Source organism: Anaerobacillus sp. ABD4_527 (assembly GCF_056160805.1).
Genome location: NZ_JBSWXZ010000001.1, coordinates 139,598 through 159,814 on the forward strand (window position 1 = coordinate 139,598; position 20,217 = coordinate 159,814).

General features: G+C 40.2%; 25 protein-coding genes and 1 tRNA gene. 15 read left to right on the forward strand and 11 right to left on the reverse strand.

Going from position 1 to position 20,217, the window contains the following annotated elements:
- Positions 1-5: 5 nt before the first annotated feature.
- The 3 genes from ACXAHI_RS00725 to ACXAHI_RS00735 all read right to left on the reverse strand — a co-directional run bounded on the left by ACXAHI_RS00725 (position 6) and on the right by ACXAHI_RS00735 (position 1,762).
- Positions 6-428, reverse strand: coding sequence for a GNAT family N-acetyltransferase (locus ACXAHI_RS00725; RefSeq protein ID WP_474845193.1), 423 nt, complete (start codon positions 426-428; stop codon positions 6-8).
- Positions 428-943, reverse strand: a complete 516-nt coding sequence (locus ACXAHI_RS00730; protein ID WP_474845195.1) for a YjcG family protein — start codon at positions 941-943, stop codon at positions 428-430. The genes ACXAHI_RS00725 and ACXAHI_RS00730 overlap by 1 nt, the downstream gene beginning before the upstream one ends.
- Before the next feature lie 96 nt (positions 944-1,039).
- Positions 1,040-1,762, reverse strand: a complete 723-nt coding sequence (locus ACXAHI_RS00735) for an alpha/beta hydrolase (RefSeq protein WP_474845197.1) — start codon at positions 1,760-1,762, stop codon at positions 1,040-1,042.
- A 115-nt stretch (positions 1,763-1,877) separates the two neighbouring features.
- On the opposite strand from ACXAHI_RS00735, the gene ACXAHI_RS00740 reads away from it, so the two are divergent.
- Both ACXAHI_RS00740 and ACXAHI_RS00745 read left to right on the forward strand, forming a co-directional pair.
- A complete protein-coding gene (locus ACXAHI_RS00740; protein ID WP_474845199.1) occupies positions 1,878-2,432 on the forward strand; it encodes a phosphatidylglycerophosphatase A family protein in 555 nt (184 codons plus the stop codon).
- Between the two features lie 103 nt (positions 2,433-2,535).
- A tRNA-Val gene (locus ACXAHI_RS00745) sits at positions 2,536-2,610 on the forward strand.
- A 45-nt stretch (positions 2,611-2,655) separates the two neighbouring features.
- Here ACXAHI_RS00745 and ACXAHI_RS00750 read toward each other — a convergent pair.
- Positions 2,656-2,934: a DUF3892 domain-containing protein gene (locus tag ACXAHI_RS00750; protein ID WP_474845201.1), complete on the reverse strand. Its 279-nt coding sequence runs from the start codon at positions 2,932-2,934 to the stop codon at positions 2,656-2,658.
- Positions 2,935-2,949: 15 nt separating this feature from the next.
- Positions 2,950-3,753: a hypothetical protein gene (locus tag ACXAHI_RS00755; protein ID WP_474845203.1), complete on the reverse strand. Its 804-nt coding sequence runs from the start codon at positions 3,751-3,753 to the stop codon at positions 2,950-2,952.
- 123 nt (positions 3,754-3,876) lie between these two features.
- On the opposite strand from ACXAHI_RS00755, the gene ACXAHI_RS00760 reads away from it, so the two are divergent.
- Positions 3,877-5,739 carry a PAS domain S-box protein gene (locus tag ACXAHI_RS00760; protein ID WP_474845205.1) on the forward strand — a complete coding sequence of 621 codons (1,863 nt, stop codon included), beginning with the start codon at positions 3,877-3,879 and terminating at the stop codon, positions 5,737-5,739.
- Positions 5,732-6,112, forward strand: a complete 381-nt coding sequence (locus ACXAHI_RS00765) for a VOC family protein (protein ID WP_474845206.1) — start codon at positions 5,732-5,734, stop codon at positions 6,110-6,112. Before ACXAHI_RS00760 ends, ACXAHI_RS00765 begins: the two co-directional genes overlap by 8 nt.
- Positions 6,113-6,178: 66 nt before the next feature.
- On the opposite strand, the gene ACXAHI_RS00770 is transcribed toward ACXAHI_RS00765, so the two are convergent.
- The gene (locus ACXAHI_RS00770) at positions 6,179-6,322 is read right to left on the reverse strand and encodes a hypothetical protein (protein ID WP_474845208.1); all 144 of its coding nucleotides are present in this window, start codon (positions 6,320-6,322) and stop codon (positions 6,179-6,181) included.
- 139 nt (positions 6,323-6,461) lie between these two features.
- On the opposite strand from ACXAHI_RS00770, the gene ACXAHI_RS00775 reads away from it, so the two are divergent.
- The 5 genes from ACXAHI_RS00775 (at position 6,462) to ACXAHI_RS00795 (ending at position 10,777) form a co-directional block, all read left to right on the forward strand.
- Positions 6,462-6,620, forward strand: coding sequence for a hypothetical protein (locus ACXAHI_RS00775; RefSeq protein WP_474845210.1), 159 nt, complete (start codon positions 6,462-6,464; stop codon positions 6,618-6,620).
- A 142-nt stretch (positions 6,621-6,762) separates the two neighbouring features.
- Positions 6,763-7,842 (forward strand): magnesium/cobalt transporter CorA, encoded by a 1,080-nt coding sequence (gene corA, locus ACXAHI_RS00780; RefSeq protein WP_474845212.1) that lies wholly within the window; start codon positions 6,763-6,765, stop codon positions 7,840-7,842.
- Positions 7,843-7,854: 12 nt separating this feature from the next.
- The gene (locus ACXAHI_RS00785) at positions 7,855-8,586 is read left to right on the forward strand and encodes an SDR family NAD(P)-dependent oxidoreductase (RefSeq protein WP_474845213.1); all 732 of its coding nucleotides are present in this window, start codon (positions 7,855-7,857) and stop codon (positions 8,584-8,586) included.
- Between the two features lie 106 nt (positions 8,587-8,692).
- Positions 8,693-9,148: a cyclic-di-AMP-binding protein CbpB gene (gene cbpB, locus ACXAHI_RS00790; RefSeq protein ID WP_474845215.1), complete on the forward strand. Its 456-nt coding sequence runs from the start codon at positions 8,693-8,695 to the stop codon at positions 9,146-9,148.
- 108 nt (positions 9,149-9,256) lie between these two features.
- On the forward strand, positions 9,257-10,777 hold the full coding sequence (locus ACXAHI_RS00795) for an MDR family MFS transporter (RefSeq protein WP_474845217.1): 1,521 nt from the start codon (positions 9,257-9,259) through the stop codon (positions 10,775-10,777).
- Here the strand turns inward: ACXAHI_RS00795 and ACXAHI_RS00800 are convergent.
- A complete protein-coding gene (locus ACXAHI_RS00800; protein WP_474845219.1) occupies positions 10,772-11,146 on the reverse strand; it encodes a VOC family protein in 375 nt (124 codons plus the stop codon). The genes ACXAHI_RS00795 and ACXAHI_RS00800 overlap by 6 nt on opposite strands.
- 12 nt (positions 11,147-11,158) lie before the next feature.
- On the reverse strand, positions 11,159-11,899 hold the full coding sequence (locus ACXAHI_RS00805; RefSeq protein WP_474845221.1) for a sulfite exporter TauE/SafE family protein: 741 nt from the start codon (positions 11,897-11,899) through the stop codon (positions 11,159-11,161).
- 157 nt (positions 11,900-12,056) lie between these two features.
- Between ACXAHI_RS00805 and ACXAHI_RS00810 the strand changes: the two genes are divergently transcribed.
- The 3 genes from ACXAHI_RS00810 to ACXAHI_RS00820 all read left to right on the forward strand — a co-directional run bounded on the left by ACXAHI_RS00810 (position 12,057) and on the right by ACXAHI_RS00820 (position 14,853).
- The gene (locus ACXAHI_RS00810; RefSeq protein ID WP_474845223.1) at positions 12,057-12,914 is read left to right on the forward strand and encodes a LysR family transcriptional regulator; all 858 of its coding nucleotides are present in this window, start codon (positions 12,057-12,059) and stop codon (positions 12,912-12,914) included.
- Between the two features lie 97 nt (positions 12,915-13,011).
- Entirely contained in the window at positions 13,012-13,731 is a 720-nt protein-coding gene (gene dapD, locus ACXAHI_RS00815) for a 2,3,4,5-tetrahydropyridine-2,6-dicarboxylate N-acetyltransferase (RefSeq protein ID WP_474845225.1), read from the forward strand.
- Between the two features lie 6 nt (positions 13,732-13,737).
- Complete coding sequence (locus ACXAHI_RS00820) at positions 13,738-14,853, forward strand: N-acetyldiaminopimelate deacetylase (RefSeq protein WP_474845227.1); 1,116 nt, start codon at positions 13,738-13,740, stop codon at positions 14,851-14,853.
- A gap of 43 nt (positions 14,854-14,896) precedes the next feature.
- On the opposite strand, the gene ACXAHI_RS00825 is transcribed toward ACXAHI_RS00820, so the two are convergent.
- Positions 14,897-15,673 (reverse strand): sulfotransferase family 2 domain-containing protein, encoded by a 777-nt coding sequence (locus tag ACXAHI_RS00825; RefSeq protein WP_474845228.1) that lies wholly within the window; start codon positions 15,671-15,673, stop codon positions 14,897-14,899.
- A 241-nt stretch (positions 15,674-15,914) separates the two neighbouring features.
- Here ACXAHI_RS00825 and ACXAHI_RS00830 point away from each other — a divergent pair, with 241 nt between their 5' ends.
- Positions 15,915-16,160: a YkuS family protein gene (locus tag ACXAHI_RS00830; protein ID WP_474845230.1), complete on the forward strand. Its 246-nt coding sequence runs from the start codon at positions 15,915-15,917 to the stop codon at positions 16,158-16,160.
- Between the two features lie 35 nt (positions 16,161-16,195).
- Here ACXAHI_RS00830 and ACXAHI_RS00835 read toward each other — a convergent pair whose 3' ends face one another.
- Positions 16,196-16,399: a ChaB family protein gene (locus ACXAHI_RS00835; protein ID WP_270181706.1), complete on the reverse strand. Its 204-nt coding sequence runs from the start codon at positions 16,397-16,399 to the stop codon at positions 16,196-16,198.
- Positions 16,400-16,461: 62 nt separating this feature from the next.
- Positions 16,462-17,298, reverse strand: coding sequence for a mechanosensitive ion channel family protein (locus tag ACXAHI_RS00840; RefSeq protein WP_474845232.1), 837 nt, complete (start codon positions 17,296-17,298; stop codon positions 16,462-16,464).
- 286 nt (positions 17,299-17,584) lie between these two features.
- Between ACXAHI_RS00840 and ACXAHI_RS00845 the strand changes: the two genes are divergently transcribed.
- Both ACXAHI_RS00845 and ACXAHI_RS00850 read left to right on the forward strand, forming a co-directional pair.
- Positions 17,585-18,133: a peroxiredoxin gene (locus ACXAHI_RS00845; protein ID WP_270181708.1), complete on the forward strand. Its 549-nt coding sequence runs from the start codon at positions 17,585-17,587 to the stop codon at positions 18,131-18,133.
- A 311-nt stretch (positions 18,134-18,444) separates the two neighbouring features.
- The gene (locus tag ACXAHI_RS00850) at positions 18,445-20,199 is read left to right on the forward strand and encodes an ABC transporter ATP-binding protein (protein ID WP_474845234.1); all 1,755 of its coding nucleotides are present in this window, start codon (positions 18,445-18,447) and stop codon (positions 20,197-20,199) included.
- The last annotated feature ends 18 nt before the right edge of the window (positions 20,200-20,217 follow it).

Consider the following 20,217-nt stretch of genomic DNA (forward strand, 5'->3'; position numbering starts at 1 on the left):
CGGTGTCATAGTGCCTTAATCATCGTTACATGAGGGATGCCAGCATCCATAAATTCCTCTGACTTCACTTCATAGCCTAATGATTTATAAAATTGGATTGCTGATACTTGTGAATTGAGCTTGAGTCCGGCTGTTTGAATATTACGAACCTGAGTTTCAAGCTCGTTCATCAAGAGCCTGCCAATTCCAGTTCCTCTTGCTTCCTTTAGAACGCAAATTCGCTCGACTTTTACAAAGTCACCGACTATACGGTAGCGCCCTGCAGCAACAGGTGTGATCTCATCATACGCTATAAGATGTGTAGCTTCATCTTCGTGCTGGTCGATCTCAAGATCTTCAGGAACGTTCTGTTCCTGTACGAAGACGCGATGTCTGACGCTGTAAGCATCTTCCATCTCTTTCTTTGTTTCCGCTACTTTAATTAGCATCAGCGAACTTTACCGAGGTGGAATGTTTCATAAACAGTCCATGAGCCATTCTCAAGTTGATAAAGAAGTTGAAAACGGTCGATCGTTTCCTCTTCATCAACATCCATCATGCGTAGGCTGCCGTATACATCTGAATGTTCATCATCAGAAAGCTTTTGAGCAATCGTAATATGAGGAACAAAGTTATACTCACGATCAGTTCTGACTTCCTCTGGGTTAAGCTGACGATAGAGGTCATCTAACACGTTATTTTCTTTTACCTTCATATAAATTACATTGTTAACTGGATGAAACGATCCAATTTTATAAACATTCATCGTAAAAGGTTTTGATTCATCAGAAATTCTGTGAAGCTCTGGTGTGATCTCCTTAATCTCTTCCTCTGTCGCTTCGAATGCTTCTCTTATCGTCAGGTGTGGCGGGATAAGCGCATAATGTGGATCGTAACGTTTTCTGTAGGAGTTTGCGATGTCTTGTAGTTTCTTTGACGGGAATATTGCAATGCCGTATTTCATAGTATAATCCCTCCCATTAAATTTGCTCTGGACGTGACTTATTCATTTCCACTGTTAATTATACCAAAAATTCAAAAATAAGAAATGGTAATGTCGTTACAGCTTGAACATATGAAGAAGCGCGCGTTTCATATCCGGCTGCCAGTGTTTCCAAAGATGGCCACCTTCGAATTCATCATAGAAATAGTCGAAGTCTTTTTCTTTAATGATTTTGCTCAATTCTCTGTTCGGTTCGATGAAATTTTTCTTCTGGCCATCGGTCGTAGGTACTTCTGTTTCTTCAGTTCCAATCACATGATAGATCGAAAGAAGTTCAGGGTCTTTGAAATGTGCGACTTTCTCTTTCAATTCGTCATCGACGTAAGGTGAGTGAAGAATCGCTTTCCCAAACGTTCTTGGATATTCCAGCCCAGCACGTAATGCAACCGTAGCAGCCAGCGAATCACCTATTAAAGCGCGGCCATATCCTAAGTGGAAGGTTGCGTATTCTTCATCGAGAAACGGTACTAATTCATTGACCAAGAAGCGGAGATAGGCTTCACTTTGCTCGCCATCTGGGTGATATTTTCGTCTTCGATCTTCCACGCTTTTGTATGGAATCCCAACGATGATCAGTTCTTCGATTTCGTCATTTTCGATCAGCTCATCTGCGGTTCGACCAAGTCGACCTAGCTTAAAGTAATCGCTACCATCATTCGCAATTAAAAAAGAATATTTATAGAGTGGAGAATAGTTATATGGCAAATAAATTTGAAGTGGAATTTCTTCTTGTAAATGTTCGCTATACAGTGAAGTGTCCTGGTATGTTCCTCTGTTCATTTCAATGCCTCCTGTGCTGTAGTGAAAGATAGTTTTATTTGACATTCTAATTTTTCGTAGTGATATAATGATTCTAACATACTTGCTTTTTGGGGACATAGAGAGGAGAACTAACATGAAGAAAAGGATACATAGTCGTGAAGTAGAAGCTGCAACAAGAGCACTAATTAAAGAGCGTGGCGTATCGATTCAGGATATTGCTGATATTGTGTATAAAATGCAATCTCCTTATGTAGATGATCTATCGATGGAAGACTGCATAGAGAGCGTTGAAGCGGTTCTGATGAAACGTGAAATTCAGCATGCTGTACTCGTTGGCATCGAGCTCGATAAGCTTGCTGAACAGGGGAAACTTTCAGAGCCATTGCAGTCGATCGTCGAAATGGACGAAGGGTTGTTCGGAGTCGATGAAACGATTGCGCTAGGTGCGGTCTTCGGATATGGAAGTATTGCTGTTACGACCTATGGCCATTTAGATAAACAAAAGATTGGAATAATCGAAAAGCTCGATACAAAGTCTGGTAACGGGGTTCATACATTTTTAGATGACCTAGTGGCTAGCATTGCCTCAAACGCTTCTAGTCGCCTTGCTCACAGACTTCGTGACCGAGAGGAAGCATTGGACGAAGAAGAACGTGAGAAGAGAGATCAAGAAGAGCGGATCGGTTGATAGTAGAGGAGTCCCAAATATGGGACTTCACTAATTTTTATTCACGGAAAGTATTGACAGTTCTTTATTCATTACTGTATATTAATAAATGTCCTTAAAAACTGATCCGTTAGCTCAGCGGGAGAGCACTTGCTTGACAGGCAAGGGGTCACTGGTTCAAATCCAGTACGGATCACCATACATAACCTAACCAGCGCGACCTCATCGAGGTCGCGCTTTTTTGTTAAAACTCTGGTAGATTATCGAAATTATTTTCTTTGATTCCGTCTGGCTCACTGCGTATAATATCACGACCGTATTTATGGAAAACATCAACGCCGCTTAACTTACCGCTCTTCGCAGCCTCAAGTGCTTGTAAATAATCTAACTCCTCACCCTTATTGGTTTTAAAAGCGATAAGATCACCATCTTCATTCTTTCTTACTGCTGAGATGTATGTTCCGGTTCTTTCTACAACATTTTGCTGCCGATAGGTCTCAAACGCTTTTTCATAACGATCCATGTACCATTCTCCTTTTTAATCGATCATGTTGAGTAAAGGCTCTGTATCGATCTTCCATTTGCTAGTGAGTGGATCTCGTTTCGCATTGAGGCCTATTACTGTTGTGATTGTACCTGCATCTGAAATGTATACTTCAACTTTTGTTCTTAGCTCACGGACGAATGGATTATCCTTATTTTTTTGTATCGATTGGATATCCCAATTCGTAATGTACAGCTTAAATAGTTTCTTACTGTCCTCATTCACAACAACCTTCTCTAACAACGTTTTATCTGTATTGTTAATCGCGATCATCGCAACATCAACAATTTCTTCTGGACCTTTTTTACCGAGGTAGTCATCGATCTTACCTGCTGCTTTTAACACCATAAGATGATGAGCTGGATCAGGTTCTGAAGATCGATGTGTGGAACTGTTCAAGAAATGCAAACAAAAATGACCGTTGAATCCATTTTGCAAAGCTCCAGCTCCATGAGGCATGCCGTTCATTGATCCAGCGATCTGCTTCCCATCGATCGTAACGATGACAGCTCTTCGTTTCCAGCTCCATTTTCGATAAATCGTTTTCATTATCTTAGTATCTTTATGTGTTAAAGGTTGTACATCCGCGTGATCACTTCCAGCCCTGCGCTGAACGTCAAAAGACTTACCCGTCTCTACATCCGTAATCGAAAATACTGACTCTCTAGGAATGATTTTCTCTACTTCTTTCCAAGGGGTGAGCTGTACTTTGTTGTTGAACGGAGGGATAGCGTATGTTCGATCGATTGGTTGTAACATGAGGCTGAATAGAAGTAATATCGAAACAAGTAATTTCATAATCATCCCCCTTGTCGTATCATCAATATTTTGCACAATACGTAGGAGAGTATTCTTTTATTTATACGACTCTTTACATGAGCATGATATAATCGTTGCAAAGATACTAAAAGGGGAACGCTTATGAGACGAAACGATTTGTTTTTTCTAAGTACAAGTGAAAACTCGATTCAAAATGAAAGCGATCTTCGAAGTGAGTTAGTTGAAAAGAGCAAAAAACTATCTCATATTTTTAGTTCTTCGAAAGATGGAATCACGTTATTTGACCAGGATAATGGATTGGTCGAAATTAATCAGGCTTGCTGTGACATTTTCGAACTAGAAAGAGAAGACATCTTAAACATGAAGATTGGTCATCATATTACACCTGAATGTAAAGATGAATTTGAAAAGATGATGACCGACCTTAATAAGTTCGGGTATGTTAGAAGCCAGTTCCCAATTGTTTTAGGGAACGGCAAGCAGAAGTTTATCGAACTTTCGATAACGTCTAGTGCGTACAAGGATTTAAATTTATCGATCATTCGAGATATATCTTCGGAACGTGCCTTATTCGAAGAATTAATGGAAAATAAAGAAAAATTCAATAGTATTTTTGAGCATGCGCTCGATGGCATATTAATCTGGAATAAAGATCGCATGATCGTCGATGCAAACTCTGCTGCATGCAAGATGTTTAACTTAACGTCTGAAACGATCAGCAAGTACAATATTTTCGATTTCCTAGAAGGTAAAAGCGTATCAACAGGAAAATTGTTTCAACATGAGCTTGAAGAAAAGGGAGAAATTCGTGCGGAGTTAGAGTTTACGATAGCTGGTGGAGAAAAGAAGTTTTTAGAGTTCACTTCAAAGAAAAGTATTCATGGTGATCTCTACATGACTATCTATAGAGACATTACTGAAACAAAAGCAATGATTGCGGAGATTAAGGAAAGTGAAGAGCGCTTCCGGAGACTATTTGAAGGGGCGATGGACGGCATGGCGATTATCCATCATGATGGGCTGATTAAAGATGTGAATCGCGCTTTCGAAGAAATGGCTAACTTTGAAAAAGAAGTTGTGGTTGGTTCTCATTACGATGATATTAGAGGTGACTGTGATATTACGTGGGACTATCATACTGCTAATGGGCGGAATGGTGAAGGCAAGCGATGGAACCCCGTAACAGAAAGCGTTCATACTTATAGCTTTACGGTGAGTTACAATATCTATCCGAACCACCACCTTGTTATCGTGCGTGATGTAACAAAAATTAAACGATCAGAAGAAATTGCTAAAAGGACAGAAACAAGCAATGTCTTATCTGAACTTGCGGCAGGAGTCGCACATGAAATCCGTAATCCTCTATCATCGATCAAAGCGTTTTTACAGCTACTTAAAGGGAACGATTCTGTCAATCAAGATCTTCTTAACGTAGTGGGAACTGAGATGAAAGAAGTAGAAGAATTCGTCAATGAATTCCTTCTATTATCTAAGCGTGAAGTGGTTTCTTACGAAGAAGTAAATATGGTCGAATTGCTAGGTAGTATCACCTCTAGCCTTTCAAGTAAGGCAATGGAACATCATGTTGATATCATCACGAGAACAAATACTAATATAAATTGTATATGTATCAAATCTCATATAAGACAAGCATTGTACAATATTATTGAAAATGGAATCGAATCCATGGTGAGTGGAGGAACGTTATTAGTAACGCTTTCAAAGGGCCAAGACATCATGATTGAGGTTGCTGATGAAGGTACTGGGATTCCACATCAAATCATCCACAAGTTAGGTGAACCATACTATAACACTGCCGAAAAAGGCACGGGGCTTGGTTTGATGGTGAGTTACAAAGTAATAGAAGAGCACGGTGGGTCAATCACTGTTACAAGTAAGGATAATATCGGAACTAGGTTTGTTATCGGCTTGCCATTCGACAGCAAACAAGCTCGGCAAGAAATAGAAGAACGACGTGTGAAAAAGGAGAGGTCCTATGATTGAGGCGGTAACGATTCATCATGTAAGCATTTCTGTCACGAACCTCGAGAAAGCAAACGAGTTTTATAAGGATATATTATGCCTAGAGGAAATTGATCGTCCTGATTTTGGCTTTATAGGAGCATGGTATGCGATAGGAGATCAACAGCTCCACTTAATTGAGTATCCATCTTCAAGTTCTCTCAGACATTCGAGCGAACTCGATTCAAAAGTAGGACACTTTGCTCTACGGGTTAAAGACTATAGTGCTTGCGTAGAATGGTTGAAGAAGAAAAGCGTACCTTTTTATGAAAATCCTACGAGCAGAAGCGGATTCGCGCAGATTTTTGTTGCGGACCCTGATGGAAACCTAATCGAACTGAATACAGAGCAATAGAAAAAAAGCCCTAGGGGTGGGAGCGATAAAAAACTACCATACCTAGGGCTCTTTTTTATTGATAAACTATTTTTTGAATTCGCTATGCTCTCGCTGAGGATTAGCTGATTTTTGGGCTTCTTTTACTACTTTTTTCGCCTCTTCAGCTCGACGTTGTTCTTCTTTGGCTTTTTCTTCGATCTGTTTAATTTCTTCATTTGAACGGTCCAAAATGGAACTCCTCCTCTAAATTTACCTTTCTCGTACCATACATTAGATTGCAAAAAGAATCAAGTAATTTACAGCCTTTTCTGACATTTCGCACGGTGGACAAGAATACAATGTGTTATAGGAGAGGGGGGAGGATCACTTGATTGAAACGATTCTCGGACTTGCTGCGATGTTTTTAGGTCTTGGGTTATTTATGGCGGTTATTTGGAGAGGGATTAAGGTCGATTCTGCAAAACACGACATGGAGTTTTTATGGGAGGATTACAGAGAAATCATAAAAAAAGAAAAGGCGCTGTAGTCACGTACCGTTTTGTGAAATTGAGAATTGAGATTTGAGAACGCTAAACTCGCAAATGCGGGTTTTTATTTTTGTGCAAAAGGCTAGTTGGTTTCTGACATTCTTCTTTTGGGTATTTTAGTAAAGAAGTGAGGTGAAGACAGTGGGACTAAGAAGAAGGATCAAACGACCACGTACGAGGAACAGAACACAAAAAAAGGGGATGCCACCAGGCTCACTTGTATATGTAGGAGAGGAGCAGCAAGAAGAAGTTACTGTTTCGACGATTGAATTTGATGAACATGAAATATATGAGATGCATAACGTTTCGTTAGATGATCTTAAACCAAAAATTGAATCTGAGAGGATTACATGGGTCAATGTAAATGGGGTACATAATGTAGACATCATTGATAAAATCAGCAAGATAGTCGGACTACATCCGTTAACAACAGAAGACATACTCAACACGGAACACCGACCAAAGATTGATTTCTTTGAAAACCACCTGCTTGCAATCGTAAAAATGCTCAATCTTGAACGAGATCAACTAGATATCGAGCAAGTTAGCTTTATATTACTGAAGAATACAGTGATCACATTTCAAGAAAAAAAAGGGGATCTGTTCGATCCAGTAAGACTAATGTTAAAAGAAAACAAAGGGAAAATAAGGAAATCAGGTGCTGACTTCTTGTTTTATTCTCTGATGGACGTGATTTTCGATCAGTATTTAATCATTATGGACGACATGGATGATCGAATCGCACATTTAGAAGGCAATATTATGGAGGATCCTGATAACCATTCCTTACAGGACATCAATGAGTATAAGAATACAATTTTACAATTAAAGAAGACAGTGTGGCCGGTTAGAGAAGTTGTTAACAAACTGATAAACCGAAAAGTTCCTTATATTAGTGATTCGATTTCGTTTTATTTGCAGGATATTCATGATCACATCGTCCAAGCAAATGACATGGTCGAAACATCCCGTGGTCAGCTGTATGGATTGTTAGATGTGTATTATTCCACGTTAAGCATGAAGATGAATGAAATTATGAAAGTACTCACGATCGTGTCGACCATCTTCATTCCATTAACATTCATAGCTGGAATATATGGAATGAACTTTGCACATATGCCGGAACTAAGTCTTTCTTGGGGTTATCCTGCGGTCTGGATCATCATGATCATTATTACGGGAATTATGGTGATGTATTTTAAAAAGAAAAATTGGTTTTAAGGAGCGTTATAAATGAAAGAAGTCGTCGTCGTAACTGGAGCAGCACATGGAATAGGACGTGGCGTTGCACTTCAGTATGCTGAAAAGGGAAGCATCGTCATTTTAGCTGATAGAGATGTTGAAGGGTGTGAAGAGACGTTACGAATGATGGAGGGCAATGAAGGGGAAATTATTCGTACAGATGTAAGTGACCCTGCTTCCATCGAAGCTTTGATGAATCACGTCGATCATGTTTATGGCAGGCTCGATGTGTTGGTCAATAATGCAGGTGTCTCTGTTTTTAAACCGTTAGAAGAACTTGATGTAAGTGAATGGGATACGATTTTGGATACAAATCTTAGAAGTGTATTCCTCTGTTCTCAAGCTGCTACAAGAATCATGAAAAAAAGCGGTAAAGCAGCGATTATTAACATTGCATCGACAAGAGCGTCTATGTCTGAACCAGGCAGTGAAGCATATGCTGCTAGTAAAGGAGGAATCGTTGCTCTAACGCATGCCCTGGCGATTTCTCTTGCGAAGCATCACATCACAGTAAATAGTATTAGTCCGGGCTGGATTGAAGTTTCAAATTATGAAGGGCTCAGAGACATCGATCATAATCAGCATCCATCTGGAAGGGTTGGAAAACCATCAGATGTTGCGAGAGCGTGCCTCTATTTATCACATCCAGATAATGACTTTATCACAGGAGAAAATTTGGTGATCGATGGTGGGATGACTAGAAAAATGATCTATGAACATTAAAGCGTTTGCAGTTAACGGACAATCACGATTCATGTTACTATAAACAAAGACCCTTCATTATAGAAGAAGATTAACAGGGTGAATCATGCTTGAGGGGAAGTTATATATGGCTAAGCATATGGAATTGCCAAATTTGTACGAAACAGGAATACAAGATTTGATTATCTCTGCTGAGAAAGTGGCTCATGTTCAATTAACAAATCCATTGGAACACGCCATGCTCATCTTGATTAAGTCTGGTTATTCTTCCATACCTGTACTTGATACACAGTTCAGGCTGAAAGGATTAATCAGTCAACCGCTTATTTTGGATTCAATTCTTGGAATTGAAAGAATTGAGTTTGAGAAGTTAAGCGACTATGTTGTAGAAGATGTTATGAATACTGACATTCCATGTATCAATGAAAACGAAGGTTTTTTCAAAGGCTTAAAGCTTTCGATCGATCATCCCTTCCTATGTGTAGTGGATGATGAAAACATCTTTAAAGGCATCTTAACGCGTAGAGCACTTTTAAAGTTTGTTAACAGGTATCTTCATGAATCTTCATTCAAGCGATCATAATCATAATAAACGTAAAACCCGGTATGGACATACCGGGCTTTTCTATTTTCATCTCGAGAGATAACTTGTAAAATGTTAGTAAATGATGTAACTAGTGGGGATGTCATTATGAAGAGTTTAACCGAGAAAGTTCGAACCAGTGTGAAAAAGAAAGAAACAAATCGGCCTCTCGTACTTTCAGCTATTGTAATCGGGATGTTCATGGCTGCAATAGAAGGAACGATCGTTTCAACAGCGATGCCAGGAATCGTTTCTGATCTTGGTGGCTTTTCTAAGTTTAGCTGGGTATTTTCATCATACTTACTTATGTCCGCTATTACGGTATTATTATTTGGAAAGTTATCAGATCTTTTCGGGCGAAAGCCGATCTACGCTTTCGGAGTCATCGTGTTTTTAATCGGTTCGATACTTTGTGGCTTTGCAGAGACGATGGAAGCACTCATTCTCTTTCGCTTGATTCAGGGAATCGGCGCTGGGGCTGTTCAGCCTATCGCACTTACAATTGTAGGTGACATGTATTCAATGGAAGAAAGAGCAAAGATACAAGGGTATTTAGCTAGTGTATGGGGAGTTTCAGCCATTGCCGGACCTGCTCTCGGTGGGCTATTCGTTACATATATCGATTGGTCTTGGGTTTTTTGGATGAACATCCCACTTGGGATATTGTCTCTTATTGGTGTGCTTATGCTTCTACATGAAAACATCAGTAAAGAGAAGAAGCCAGTGGATTATCCAGGAGCGCTCGTACTACTAGTTTCAGTTAGTGCTCTGATGGTCGTGCTCATTCAAGGTGGTACCTACTGGGAATGGACTTCATTGCCGATACTCGGGCTGATCGTTTTGACAACGTTCAGTATAGGGCTGTTCTTTTTTATTGAAACGCGTGCAAAAGAACCTATCATGCCGCTTGGGATTTGGAGAGACCCCTTAATTACCCTCGCAAATTCAGTTACATTCACAACAGGTATCATTTTGATTGGTGTTTCGAGCTTCTTACCAACATTTGTGCAAGGAGTTATGGAGCGATCACCAATCATAGCGGGCTTTACCCTCACGACGATGTCGATCGGGTGGCCGATCGCATCTACGATAGCAGGTAAGCTCGTCATTAAGATCGGCTTTCGTATTACTTCAGTCTTAGGTGGCATTTCTCTTCTCGTTGGCGCAACGATCTACATGATGATGACGCCTGAGCTCGGGCCACTTTTCGCCGGAACGGGTTCGTTTTTTATTGGGGTTGGTATGGGGTTAACATCGACCACCTTCATCGTTGCGATTCAAAGCTCAGTTGCCTGGAAGCAGCGTGGAATCGCAACAGCTTCTAACGTGTTCATGCGAACACTTGGAAGTGCAGTGGGTGCAGCATTACTAGGAGGAATCTTGAATAGCCGCCTGAAGCACTATCTTGAAAGTCGTGAAGTCGACCTTGATATCAACTCAGCTAATATGCTTCTTGATGAAGAAAAGAGGAATAATCTTGAAGCTAATACGCTAGCAATCTTGCAAAACGGATTGACCGTTTCTCTAAAATGGGTTTATTTCGGAATCGGCATATTAGCTCTTATTAGTTTTGCAGTTGTGATCTTTATGCCAAAGCACTCGAACAAGAGAAATCCGTCTCAATCATAAGACGGATTTTGGCTGAATGAACTCGATTCTATTTTTAAAGGGATCATAGAAAGTAAAACGATCGAAACCATCGATTGGAGATTCTTCTTGAATCGGAACATTGTTGAGTTGTAGTCTAGCACGTGCTTCTTCAATGTTCCCTATTTCAAATGCAGGGTGTCGTTTACTAGGGTGGACTTCTTTTTCAACACCGATATGCACTTCGATTCCTGCACCCTTAAGCCAAAACCCACCGTTTTTCTTCAATGCCTCAGGTTTTTCAATTTCCACAAATCCAAGAACGTCTTTATAAAACGTTCTTGCTTCATTCTCCATGCCTACAGGTATACAGATTTGTATGTGATGAACTCTTCGATAGTCGATATTCATATAAAACACTCCTTAAAATTGACTTGTGAATATGCTGTAGCATACTTGGAAGATTAATAGGATCGTCATCGTTCTTAAAAGCCAGTCGATCTGTGAAAGCGACAGCTTATCGGCTATTCTTACTGAAATTTGAGCCCCAGTAATGGAACCGACAGCCAACGGTATGGCAATCGTCATATCTAGATGACCACTTAAAGAATAAACGATAACAGCGCCAGTACAGCTTAAAAAGGTATTAAAACGCGTTAATCCGATTGAAAATAGATACGAAAGCCCGCTCTGTCTAAATAAATGCATTTGAAGCGTCGCTTGTCCAGGACCAAATGATCCATCGTACCACCCGATCACTCCGACAAAGGGAAGCGCTCTTTTCGGGACTTGTTTTAACGTTGTACTAGACTTTTTTTTCTTCAAAAATGATAGCCCGAGTGCAGCTACGAGAAGAGAACCTGCGAATAGCTGGAGAGCCTCATCGGAGAGGGAAGAAGCAAACAAGCCACCAAATATTCCTCCAACTAAAGCAATAGGACCTGTTTTTAATGCCTCTTTCATCGCTAGCTCTTTTCTTCTTAATAAAACGAAAAAGCTTGAAAATGAACTTAACATGTTAGAAAATTTGTTAGCAGAAATAATCGAATGTATCGGTAACCCTAATAAGATCATAGCGGGCAAGTTGATTAAGCCGCCGCTACCAGATAATGTTCCAATAAATGTTGCGATGAGTCCGATTCCAAATAACCATAGCCATTCCATAATGAATCACCCTTTTTCGTTCATATTGGAATCTCCTTCCATAGTATATTATTGTTAGAGTGATAATGAAAATAGATAATAATGATGATAATACATAAGAAAAACTTATGATTACGAATATCAGAAATATGTAGACAAAACGTCGGAGAGTGATGAGATGAGTACAGAATACAAGGTTCTTTCGATTCTTGCTGAGGAGAAGAACATGAGAAGAGCCGCAGAGAGGCTATACGTTTCACAACCAGCACTAAGTCAGCGGCTGCAATCAATCGAAAAAGCTTGGGGTGTCCCGATCTTCCTAAGATCACAAAAAGGCTTGACAGTAACACCTGCAGGAGAACGCATCATCGATTTTGCCAATGATACGCTCAGAAGAGAAGAAAAAGTGTATGAAGCATTAACTTCGCTGAGTTCTGAAGTTCACGGAACGTTAAAACTAGCAGTCGCATCGATTATAGGCCAGTACTGGCTTCCTTCTGTATTGAAGAGGTTCGTTGAGAATTATCCTAGTGTGAAAATTTCGCTCGTAACAGGATGGAGCAGTGAGATTTTAAAGTATTTATATGAAGATGATATTCATGTTGGAATCATTCGAGGCAAGCCAGACTGGAGAGGGAGAAGTCATTATTTATTGTCTGATGAACTCTATTTAGTCGACACTGCGATTCGTTCGATTGAAGAGCTTCAGCAAACCGAGAAACCGTTCATACAGTTCAAGAGTGATTCGACTTACTATCAAGAGATTCAGGAGTGGTGGCAAACTCAATCGTTTGCTCCACCAAAGAAAACGATTGTTGTAGACCAAATCGAAACGTGCAAGCAGATGGCATTGAACGGCATTGGCTATGCGATTCTACCATCGATCTCGATTACAGAAGATGTGAGTGAATATCATCGCATCCCTCTTTTAGATAAAGAAGGAAACGCGTTGAAACGAGATACATGGTTATTGACGAATGATACTGCACTTCAATTAAAACAGGTGGAGAAGTTTCTCGAACTCATCGACGGATAGGAAATCATTAGACTTCACGAAAACAATCATGTACGATAAAATGAAAAGCATGCGGCAAAGCCGTGTAGCTATTTGGAATCAAGGAGGAAGAATAACCATGAAAATGATGGATGCAAACGAAATTATTAGCTTTATTCAAAACAGTGAGAAATCAACTCCTGTAAAAGTACATATTAAAGGAAAGCTAGACGGTATCGACTTCGGTAGTAACACGAAGACGTTTATTACTGGTGATACTGGCGTTCTTTTCGGTGAATGGAAAGAAATCAAACATGTTCTTGAAAACGAAGCTTCTAACATCGAAGATTACGTTGTAGAAAACGATCGCAGAAACTCTGCGATTCCAATGCTTGACCTGAAGGGCATTCAAGCACGAATCGAGCCTGGCGCAATCATTCGTGACCAAGTTGAGATCGGGAACAACGCAGTTATCATGATGGGTGCTATGATCAACATCGGTTCTGTTGTCGGCGAGGGCACAATGATCGATATGAACGTTGTTCTTGGAGGACGTGCTACTGTTGGTAAGAATTGCCACATCGGTGCAGGTGCTGTTCTTGCTGGTGTCATTGAGCCACCTTCTGCAACACCAGTTATTATTGAGGATGATGTTGTCGTTGGAGCGAACGCTGTTGTCCTTGAAGGCGTAAAAGTTGGGAAAGGCGCAGTGATTGCAGCTGGATCGATCGTTACAGAAGACGTTCCTGAATATACGCTCGTAGGTGGTACCCCAGCACGAGTACTTAAAGAAATCGATGATCAAACTCGTTCTAAAACTGAGATTAAAAAAGAGCTTCGTCAGCTTAAAGCAGACTGATTTCATATGAATAGAAGAGCAGTAAGACGAGATCTGCATCGTATTCCTGAAATGGGATTTCAGGAATATAAAACACAGCAGTATCTGCTTCAGTTCATCGAACAGCTGCCCGAAGAGCATCTTGAAGTGAAAACTTGGAAAACAGGAATCTTAGTACTTGTAAAAGGAAGTAACCCGACTAAAACGGTGGGATACCGTACCGATATAGACGGCCTTCCTATTCAAGAGCAAACTGGGTACCTGTTTCAATCAGAGCATGAAGGGTACATGCACGCTTGTGGTCATGACTTTCATATGACCATTGCGTTATCCCTTCTTGAACACTACGCTGTAAAACGTGTGAAGGATAACCTGCTGTTTATTTTCCAACCAGCAGAAGAGGGACCAGGTGGTGCTCTTCCAATGTTAGCTTCAGAAGAATTTAACGCTTGGAAGCCTGATGAAATGATAGCTCTTCATATTGCACCAGAATATCCAGTCGGTACGGTCGCAACGAAGCCAGGTTTGCTTTTCGCAAACACTTCAGAGCTATTCATCGATTTGATCGGCAAGGGCGGACACGCTGCATATCCTCATCATTCACGTGATATGGTCGTTGCAGGCAGTCATCTTGTTACACAGCTTCAATCGATCGTTGCAAGGAATATCGATCCTCTCGATTCTGCAGTCGTTACGATTGGGAAGATTGAAGGGGGGACGAAGCAAAACATTATTGCTGAAACCTCCCGTCTTGAAGGGACGATCAGATCGCTTTCGGCTGATTCTATGACGCTTGTGAAAAGTCGTATCGAATCCATCGTCAAAGGAATCGAAGCTTCATTCGAATGTGAAGCGAAAATCGATTATGGCTCGAACTACTATCAAGTGTTTAATAATGCGGAGCTGGTCGAGAGGTTTATGGAAGTTACAAGAGAGCTAAGCGATATTTCTATGATTGAGTGTCGTGAAGCGATGACCGGCGAAGACTTTGGGTATTTCTTACGAGAAATACCAGGGTTTATGTTCTGGCTTGGAGTCGATTCAGAATCAGGACTGCATTCCTCTACTTTAAAGCCAGATGAAGGTGCGATCGACGTCGCGTTCGACGTTCTTACAAACTATATTGATCGTACGCTCCGATAAATAAAACCGCCTCGAGGATACCCTCGAGGCGTTTTTTTGTGCGTTACACCTTTTTTAGCGTCTGGCTGTATTGATAACTTACAAAATCTTGTTTGTAAATTTCTTTTACTAATTGGATAGTTTCTTCATTATAAAAGTTTTGATAGTCTGGGACCGGTTTGTTTAGGGATGAAAGTGACATCTTTACGTCAGCAAAGCACTTCTCATCAAACTTCTTCATCATATCCGTTATGTGATGAGGAGACTTTACGATCGATTCTATTGGAGAGCGTGGAAGGCTATAGTGTTCTTCTATCTTTTTTAACTCATTAATGAAGTGTTCAAGTCGGATATAGTTTTTTATTAGCAACTCTTCTCCATCAGTGTATTGTTGTGCAATATGGAGATTGATTCCTCCTTTTGTAACGCCAATGTTTCTGATAATATACAAAAACTGTTTGAACGACATCCCATTTTTGAGATGGGGTGCGATGACCTTCATAATGCTTTCGTTGGTAATCGTCGCAAAATACGAGCTTACCGCGCGAGTAAACGGGTCACGTACAAGCTTGTATACATCTTTATCAACGTTAGCTAGGGCCTTTTGTATCTTCTTTGTGTGATTTGGTTGTTTTTCAAATTCGTTCATTCTATACAAATGAATGGATTCGTAATTCGTAGCCTCTTCTAGTAGCCCTAGGTGATAAAAGTACCATTTGGCAAGTGAAGTACATCCTCCTTTTGGGCTCCAGAAGAAAAGTATCGGGAAATTTGAATCGTATAAAGGAAGTGGGGGAGAGACGAGCTTGTTAATAACGTCTCCTCGTTTATGATTGCCCATCAATGCTCAACTCCTTTAAGGCTAGTCCTATTGTTGACTATTTACTATCGTATGCAACGGTAGCAGGAAAAGTGAGTTCAAATGCTACTCTAGGCATTTGATAATAACCATATGAATTCTATGAGCTTGAAACTCTCTATAGAAAACATGGGTTTTATGTTCAAAAAGTGAATAGTTTATCGAAAATAGCTCATCCTAATTCTAGTACTGGCAATGTATTATAGGGGAAGGAGTGAATAGCATGAGAAGAATCGCTGTAGAAGATACGCTTTCTGACGTAGCACAAGCACTTCAAGCAAAAGGGTATGAAGTAGTTTCCCTTAAGCAGGAAGCTGATGCAAATGGCTGTGATTGCTGTGTGATCTCAGGTCAGGATCAGAACGTTATGGGAATGCAGGACGCTACTACACAAGGAAGTGTCATCAACGCTGATGGCATGACAGCTGATCAAGTTTGTCAGCAAGTCGACAGTAGATACCAGCAATAAAAAAACCGCCCCCTTCCAGAAGGGGGCGGTTTTCGTTAATCGTCTTTTTTTACCCAATTGCCATTATCGTTCTTTTCGTATTTCTCTTCCACTGCACTCCAAGCTACTTTAAAAGCTGTCTTCTCGTTATCGTATTGCTCTGAAGCAGAATTAAAAGCTTCCTTAAAGATATCTTGTGCATGGGACGGAAGGTTATCTTTCACTTGATCAGGTAGATCACTTTTCGAATCATACGGCAATGACGTCACGCTCCTTTAACGATTTGCCATTACTTTACCCAGAGCAAGTGACACTTAAACGATTACTGTTCTTTCTTCTCAACGTAAACTTGATGTGGGAACGGAATTTCGATTCCGTTTGCATCGAATGCTTCTTTAATTTCTTTACGCAGCTGACGCTCTACGCCCCACTGTTCCATATTCTTTGTTTGACAGAGAACGCGGATGACAACATCAGAATCACCAAGGTTCTGAACACCAAGAACGTTTGGTCCTTCAACGATTGCATCGTTTGTCTCAGCAACTTTTTCACACACATCTTGAAGAATGCGAATCGCTTCGTCAATATTATCATCGTAAGAAATACCAATATCAACAAGAGCGCGCATGTTCCCTCTAGAGTGGTTACTTAGCGAGCTGATTTCACGGTTCGGAACATAGTTAAGTGTGCCGTCAAAAGAACGGATATGAGTTGTGCGAAGGCCAACTTCTTCAACGATTCCGCCGAAGCCAGCTGCAGTTACATAGTCGCCAACATCCATCTGCTTTTCAAGTAAGATGAAGAATCCTGTCACGACATCACTAACGAGTCCTTGAGCACCAAAACCAACTGCTAGACCGATGATTCCAGCACCAGCGATCAAGGCTTTGATATCGAATCCAAACGTATCAAATACGACTGCAACAACAATGAAGATTAACACATAAGCGAAAACGCTCATCGTTAAATTCTTTAGTGTGTCTGCTCTGCTTTGACTCATGTTTTTTTTCGTACTTACTTCCGTGAAGGACTTTTCAATAAATCGAGTTCCTAATGATTTTACAATCGCATAAACGATAAAGATTGCGATAAGTTGTAGAATGAGTAGTCCAGTATCAACGAGCAATTCAGCCCAGCTGATATTCTCAATAAAATCCATGTTTCTCCTCCTTTAGCAAAATACAAGTATAAACCTTACTGACAAAGTATAGCGAAAAATGTCACTACGGTTCAAGTGAAGTGTTATACAAGACGTAAGAAAAATATTTCGTTATACTTATCATGTCAACGTTTATGAAATAGAATACACGGGCAATATAGGGAAGTACGAAGTCTATTCATTATATTAAATTAATTATTACTTAATATTGACTATAAAAAATGGTTGTACTATAATGACAAACGTGGGCGAAAGCCGCAGGATATTTTCTAGGAGGGATTTACACATGGCAGAACGCATGGTAGGTAAACAAGCACCTCGCTTCGAAATGGAAGCAGTTATGAACAACAAAGAATTCGGTAAAGTAAGTCTTGAAGAAAACATGAAGAACGATAAATGGACAGTTCTTTTCTTCTATCCAATGGACTTCACATTCGTGTGCCCAACTGAAATCACTGCACTAAGTGACCGTTACGATGAGTTCGACGATCTAGATGCAGAAGTTATCGGAGTATCTACTGATACAATCCATACACACTTAGCATGGATCAACACTGACCGTAACGAAAATGGTCTTGGTGATCTAAACTATCCACTAGCTGCAGATACGAACCATAAAGTATCTAAAGAATATGGCGTATTTATTGAAGATGAAGGTGTAGCACTTCGCGGACTATTCATCATCAGCCCTGAAGGTGAACTTCAGTACGCAGTTGTTAACCACAACAACATCGGCCGTGATGTAGACGAAACACTTCGCGTGCTTCAAGCACTTCAAACTGGTGGACTTTGCCCAGCAAACTGGAAGCCAGGTCAAGAAACGCTAAACGTATAATATAGAGCAAACCTAAAACCTCCAGGTGATCCTGGAGGTTTTTTATTTAGAGACTATCATACTAAAATCGGTCATAAAAAGAAGAGCTTATGCGTAATGTAACATTTGAAATGGACTAAGTGTCATGCTCAATCTGTCTTCATAAAATGAACAACTTGTATGCTAGTAGTGGTAATAAAACTTCAAGAGGGGAATCTTGGAGTTTTTTTTATTAAATGATTCTAATTGGTGGTTATTTATTTCGAAATCCGATATATTATGTATATTGTCACTAATTTCACAATTCATTTATAGTCAAAGGTGGTGTCGCGTTGGATACGTTTAAGAGATTAAAAGATTTTTATTGGCCATATAAGAAATTGTTCTTATGGTCTGTGTTCTCATTGTTTTTTGTAACCGGAATCACGGTGATATACCCGATGGTCCTGCAATTTACGATCGATGATGTTATCTTGAATCAGCAGTATCAATGGGTTCCTTATCTTGCGTTCGGATTTATTGGCATTATGTTGTTTAAGGGTATCGCTACATTCTTTCATCAGTACTTAGGGGATCTCTTTGGAGTAACAGCAGTCTATCGACTAAGAGAAGAGCTTTACAAAAAGCTTCAGTACTTACCTTTTCGATACTATGACAATGCGAAGACCGGGGATTTAATGTCACGCTTAACTGCTGATGTTGAAGGTTTTCGCTTTTTCCTTTCTTTTGGATTCGCACAAGTGATCAACTTTTTACTACTGATCACATTTAGTTTGATCGTTATGTTTAATTATTCTGTTCCGTTAGCACTCGTAACGCTCGGAATGCTCCCTTTCCTCAGTATCGCAGTTTATCGCTTCGATAAAAACGTTCACCCAGCATTTAGAGGAATCCGGAAATCGATGGCGAGGTTAAATACGAAGGTACAAGAAAACATCAGCGGAATCAATACGGTCAAATCATTATCGAGAGAAGATTTCGAGATCGGTAAGTTCGTAAACAGTAATACGGATTATCGCGACAACTACTTGACGACGTCGAATATATGGGCGAAGTTCTTCCCGATGATGGAGTTTATCGGAAATCTTTGTGTAGTGTTCTTATTATCATACGGTGGCTATCTTGTATTCCAAGACCAGCTTCGACCAGGAGAGCTCGTTGCATTCTTTAGTCTTGTTTGGTACATCATCTGGCCGATCATGAACTTAGGATTCGTGATCAACACGTTCTCTCAATCAAAAGCTTCAGGTGAACGTCTACTTGAAATTTTAGATGAACCTGAAGATATATCTGATAAAGAAGGTGCCATCGAAGTGAGTCGTTTAGAAGGTCATGTTGAGTTTAAGCATGTGACGCACAAGTATGCTTCTGAAGATGATGAGGCGTTGAAGGATATTTCTTTCGATGCACCAAAAGGTACAACGATTGGTTTATTAGGTGCAACGGGGTCAGGAAAGACAACGGTTACGCAGTTAATCGCACGTTTTTATGAACCAGATAGTGGAGAGATCTTGATCGATGGTAAGAAGATCGATGACTATACGTTCAAATCTCTTAGAAGAAATATTGGTGTAGTTCTTCAAGAGACATTCTTATTTTCATCAACAATTCGCGATAATATTGCTTACGGCGATCCCGATGTTTCGTTTGAGAAAATTCAAGATGCAGCGAAACGTGCACAGGCACATGAGTTCATTATGGAATTGCCTGAAGGGTATGACACGGTTCTTGGAGAGCGTGGAATGGGACTTTCAGGAGGACAAAAACAACGAATTGCAATCGCTCGAGCTATCTTGACAGATCCAAGTATTTTGATTCTCGATGATGCTACGAGTGCAGTTGATATGCAAACGGAGTTTAAGATTCAAAAAGCATTCGAAGAAGTGATGAAGGGAAGAACGACGTTTATCATCGCGCATAGAATTTCTTCATTAAAGCACGCTGATGAAATCCTTGTACTGAATAAAGGAGAAATCGTTGAGCGCGGAAAGCATGATGAACTGATTGAGAACGAAGGATACTACCGAGGTATCTACGATATTCAGTATCAAGATCAAAAAGAGATTATGAGTAGACAGACGGTTTGAAAAGGGGTGAATAAGCGA

What these genes read in the sequence shown, in the direction of transcription:
- ACXAHI_RS00760 (WP_474845205.1), top strand. Translation starts at nt 3,877, where the DNA reads ATGAGACGAAACGATTTGTTTTTTCTAAGTACAAGTGAAAACTCGATT.
- ACXAHI_RS00725 (WP_474845193.1), bottom strand. Translation starts at nt 428, where the DNA reads ATGCTAATTAAAGTAGCGGAAACAAAGAAAGAGATGGAAGATGCTTAC.
- ACXAHI_RS00845 (WP_270181708.1), top strand. Translation starts at nt 17,585, where the DNA reads ATGGCAGAACGCATGGTAGGTAAACAAGCACCTCGCTTCGAAATGGAA.
- ACXAHI_RS00820 (WP_474845227.1), top strand. Translation starts at nt 13,738, where the DNA reads ATGAATAGAAGAGCAGTAAGACGAGATCTGCATCGTATTCCTGAAATG.
- ACXAHI_RS00735 (WP_474845197.1), bottom strand. Translation starts at nt 1,762, where the DNA reads ATGAACAGAGGAACATACCAGGACACTTCACTGTATAGCGAACATTTA.
- ACXAHI_RS00785 (WP_474845213.1), top strand. Translation starts at nt 7,855, where the DNA reads ATGAAAGAAGTCGTCGTCGTAACTGGAGCAGCACATGGAATAGGACGT.
- dapD (WP_474845225.1), top strand. Translation starts at nt 13,012, where the DNA reads ATGAAAATGATGGATGCAAACGAAATTATTAGCTTTATTCAAAACAGT.
- ACXAHI_RS00830 (WP_474845230.1), top strand. Translation starts at nt 15,915, where the DNA reads ATGAGAAGAATCGCTGTAGAAGATACGCTTTCTGACGTAGCACAAGCA.
- ACXAHI_RS00795 (WP_474845217.1), top strand. Translation starts at nt 9,257, where the DNA reads ATGAAGAGTTTAACCGAGAAAGTTCGAACCAGTGTGAAAAAGAAAGAA.
- ACXAHI_RS00755 (WP_474845203.1), bottom strand. Translation starts at nt 3,753, where the DNA reads ATGAAATTACTTGTTTCGATATTACTTCTATTCAGCCTCATGTTACAA.
- ACXAHI_RS00800 (WP_474845219.1), bottom strand. Translation starts at nt 11,146, where the DNA reads ATGAATATCGACTATCGAAGAGTTCATCACATACAAATCTGTATACCT.
- ACXAHI_RS00765 (WP_474845206.1), top strand. Translation starts at nt 5,732, where the DNA reads ATGATTGAGGCGGTAACGATTCATCATGTAAGCATTTCTGTCACGAAC.
- ACXAHI_RS00825 (WP_474845228.1), bottom strand. Translation starts at nt 15,673, where the DNA reads ATGGGCAATCATAAACGAGGAGACGTTATTAACAAGCTCGTCTCTCCC.
- ACXAHI_RS00740 (WP_474845199.1), top strand. Translation starts at nt 1,878, where the DNA reads ATGAAGAAAAGGATACATAGTCGTGAAGTAGAAGCTGCAACAAGAGCA.
- ACXAHI_RS00810 (WP_474845223.1), top strand. Translation starts at nt 12,057, where the DNA reads ATGAGTACAGAATACAAGGTTCTTTCGATTCTTGCTGAGGAGAAGAAC.
- ACXAHI_RS00805 (WP_474845221.1), bottom strand. Translation starts at nt 11,899, where the DNA reads ATGGAATGGCTATGGTTATTTGGAATCGGACTCATCGCAACATTTATT.
- ACXAHI_RS00840 (WP_474845232.1), bottom strand. Translation starts at nt 17,298, where the DNA reads ATGGATTTTATTGAGAATATCAGCTGGGCTGAATTGCTCGTTGATACT.
- cbpB (WP_474845215.1), top strand. Translation starts at nt 8,693, where the DNA reads ATGGCTAAGCATATGGAATTGCCAAATTTGTACGAAACAGGAATACAA.
- ACXAHI_RS00750 (WP_474845201.1), bottom strand. Translation starts at nt 2,934, where the DNA reads ATGGATCGTTATGAAAAAGCGTTTGAGACCTATCGGCAGCAAAATGTT.
- ACXAHI_RS00730 (WP_474845195.1), bottom strand. Translation starts at nt 943, where the DNA reads ATGAAATACGGCATTGCAATATTCCCGTCAAAGAAACTACAAGACATC.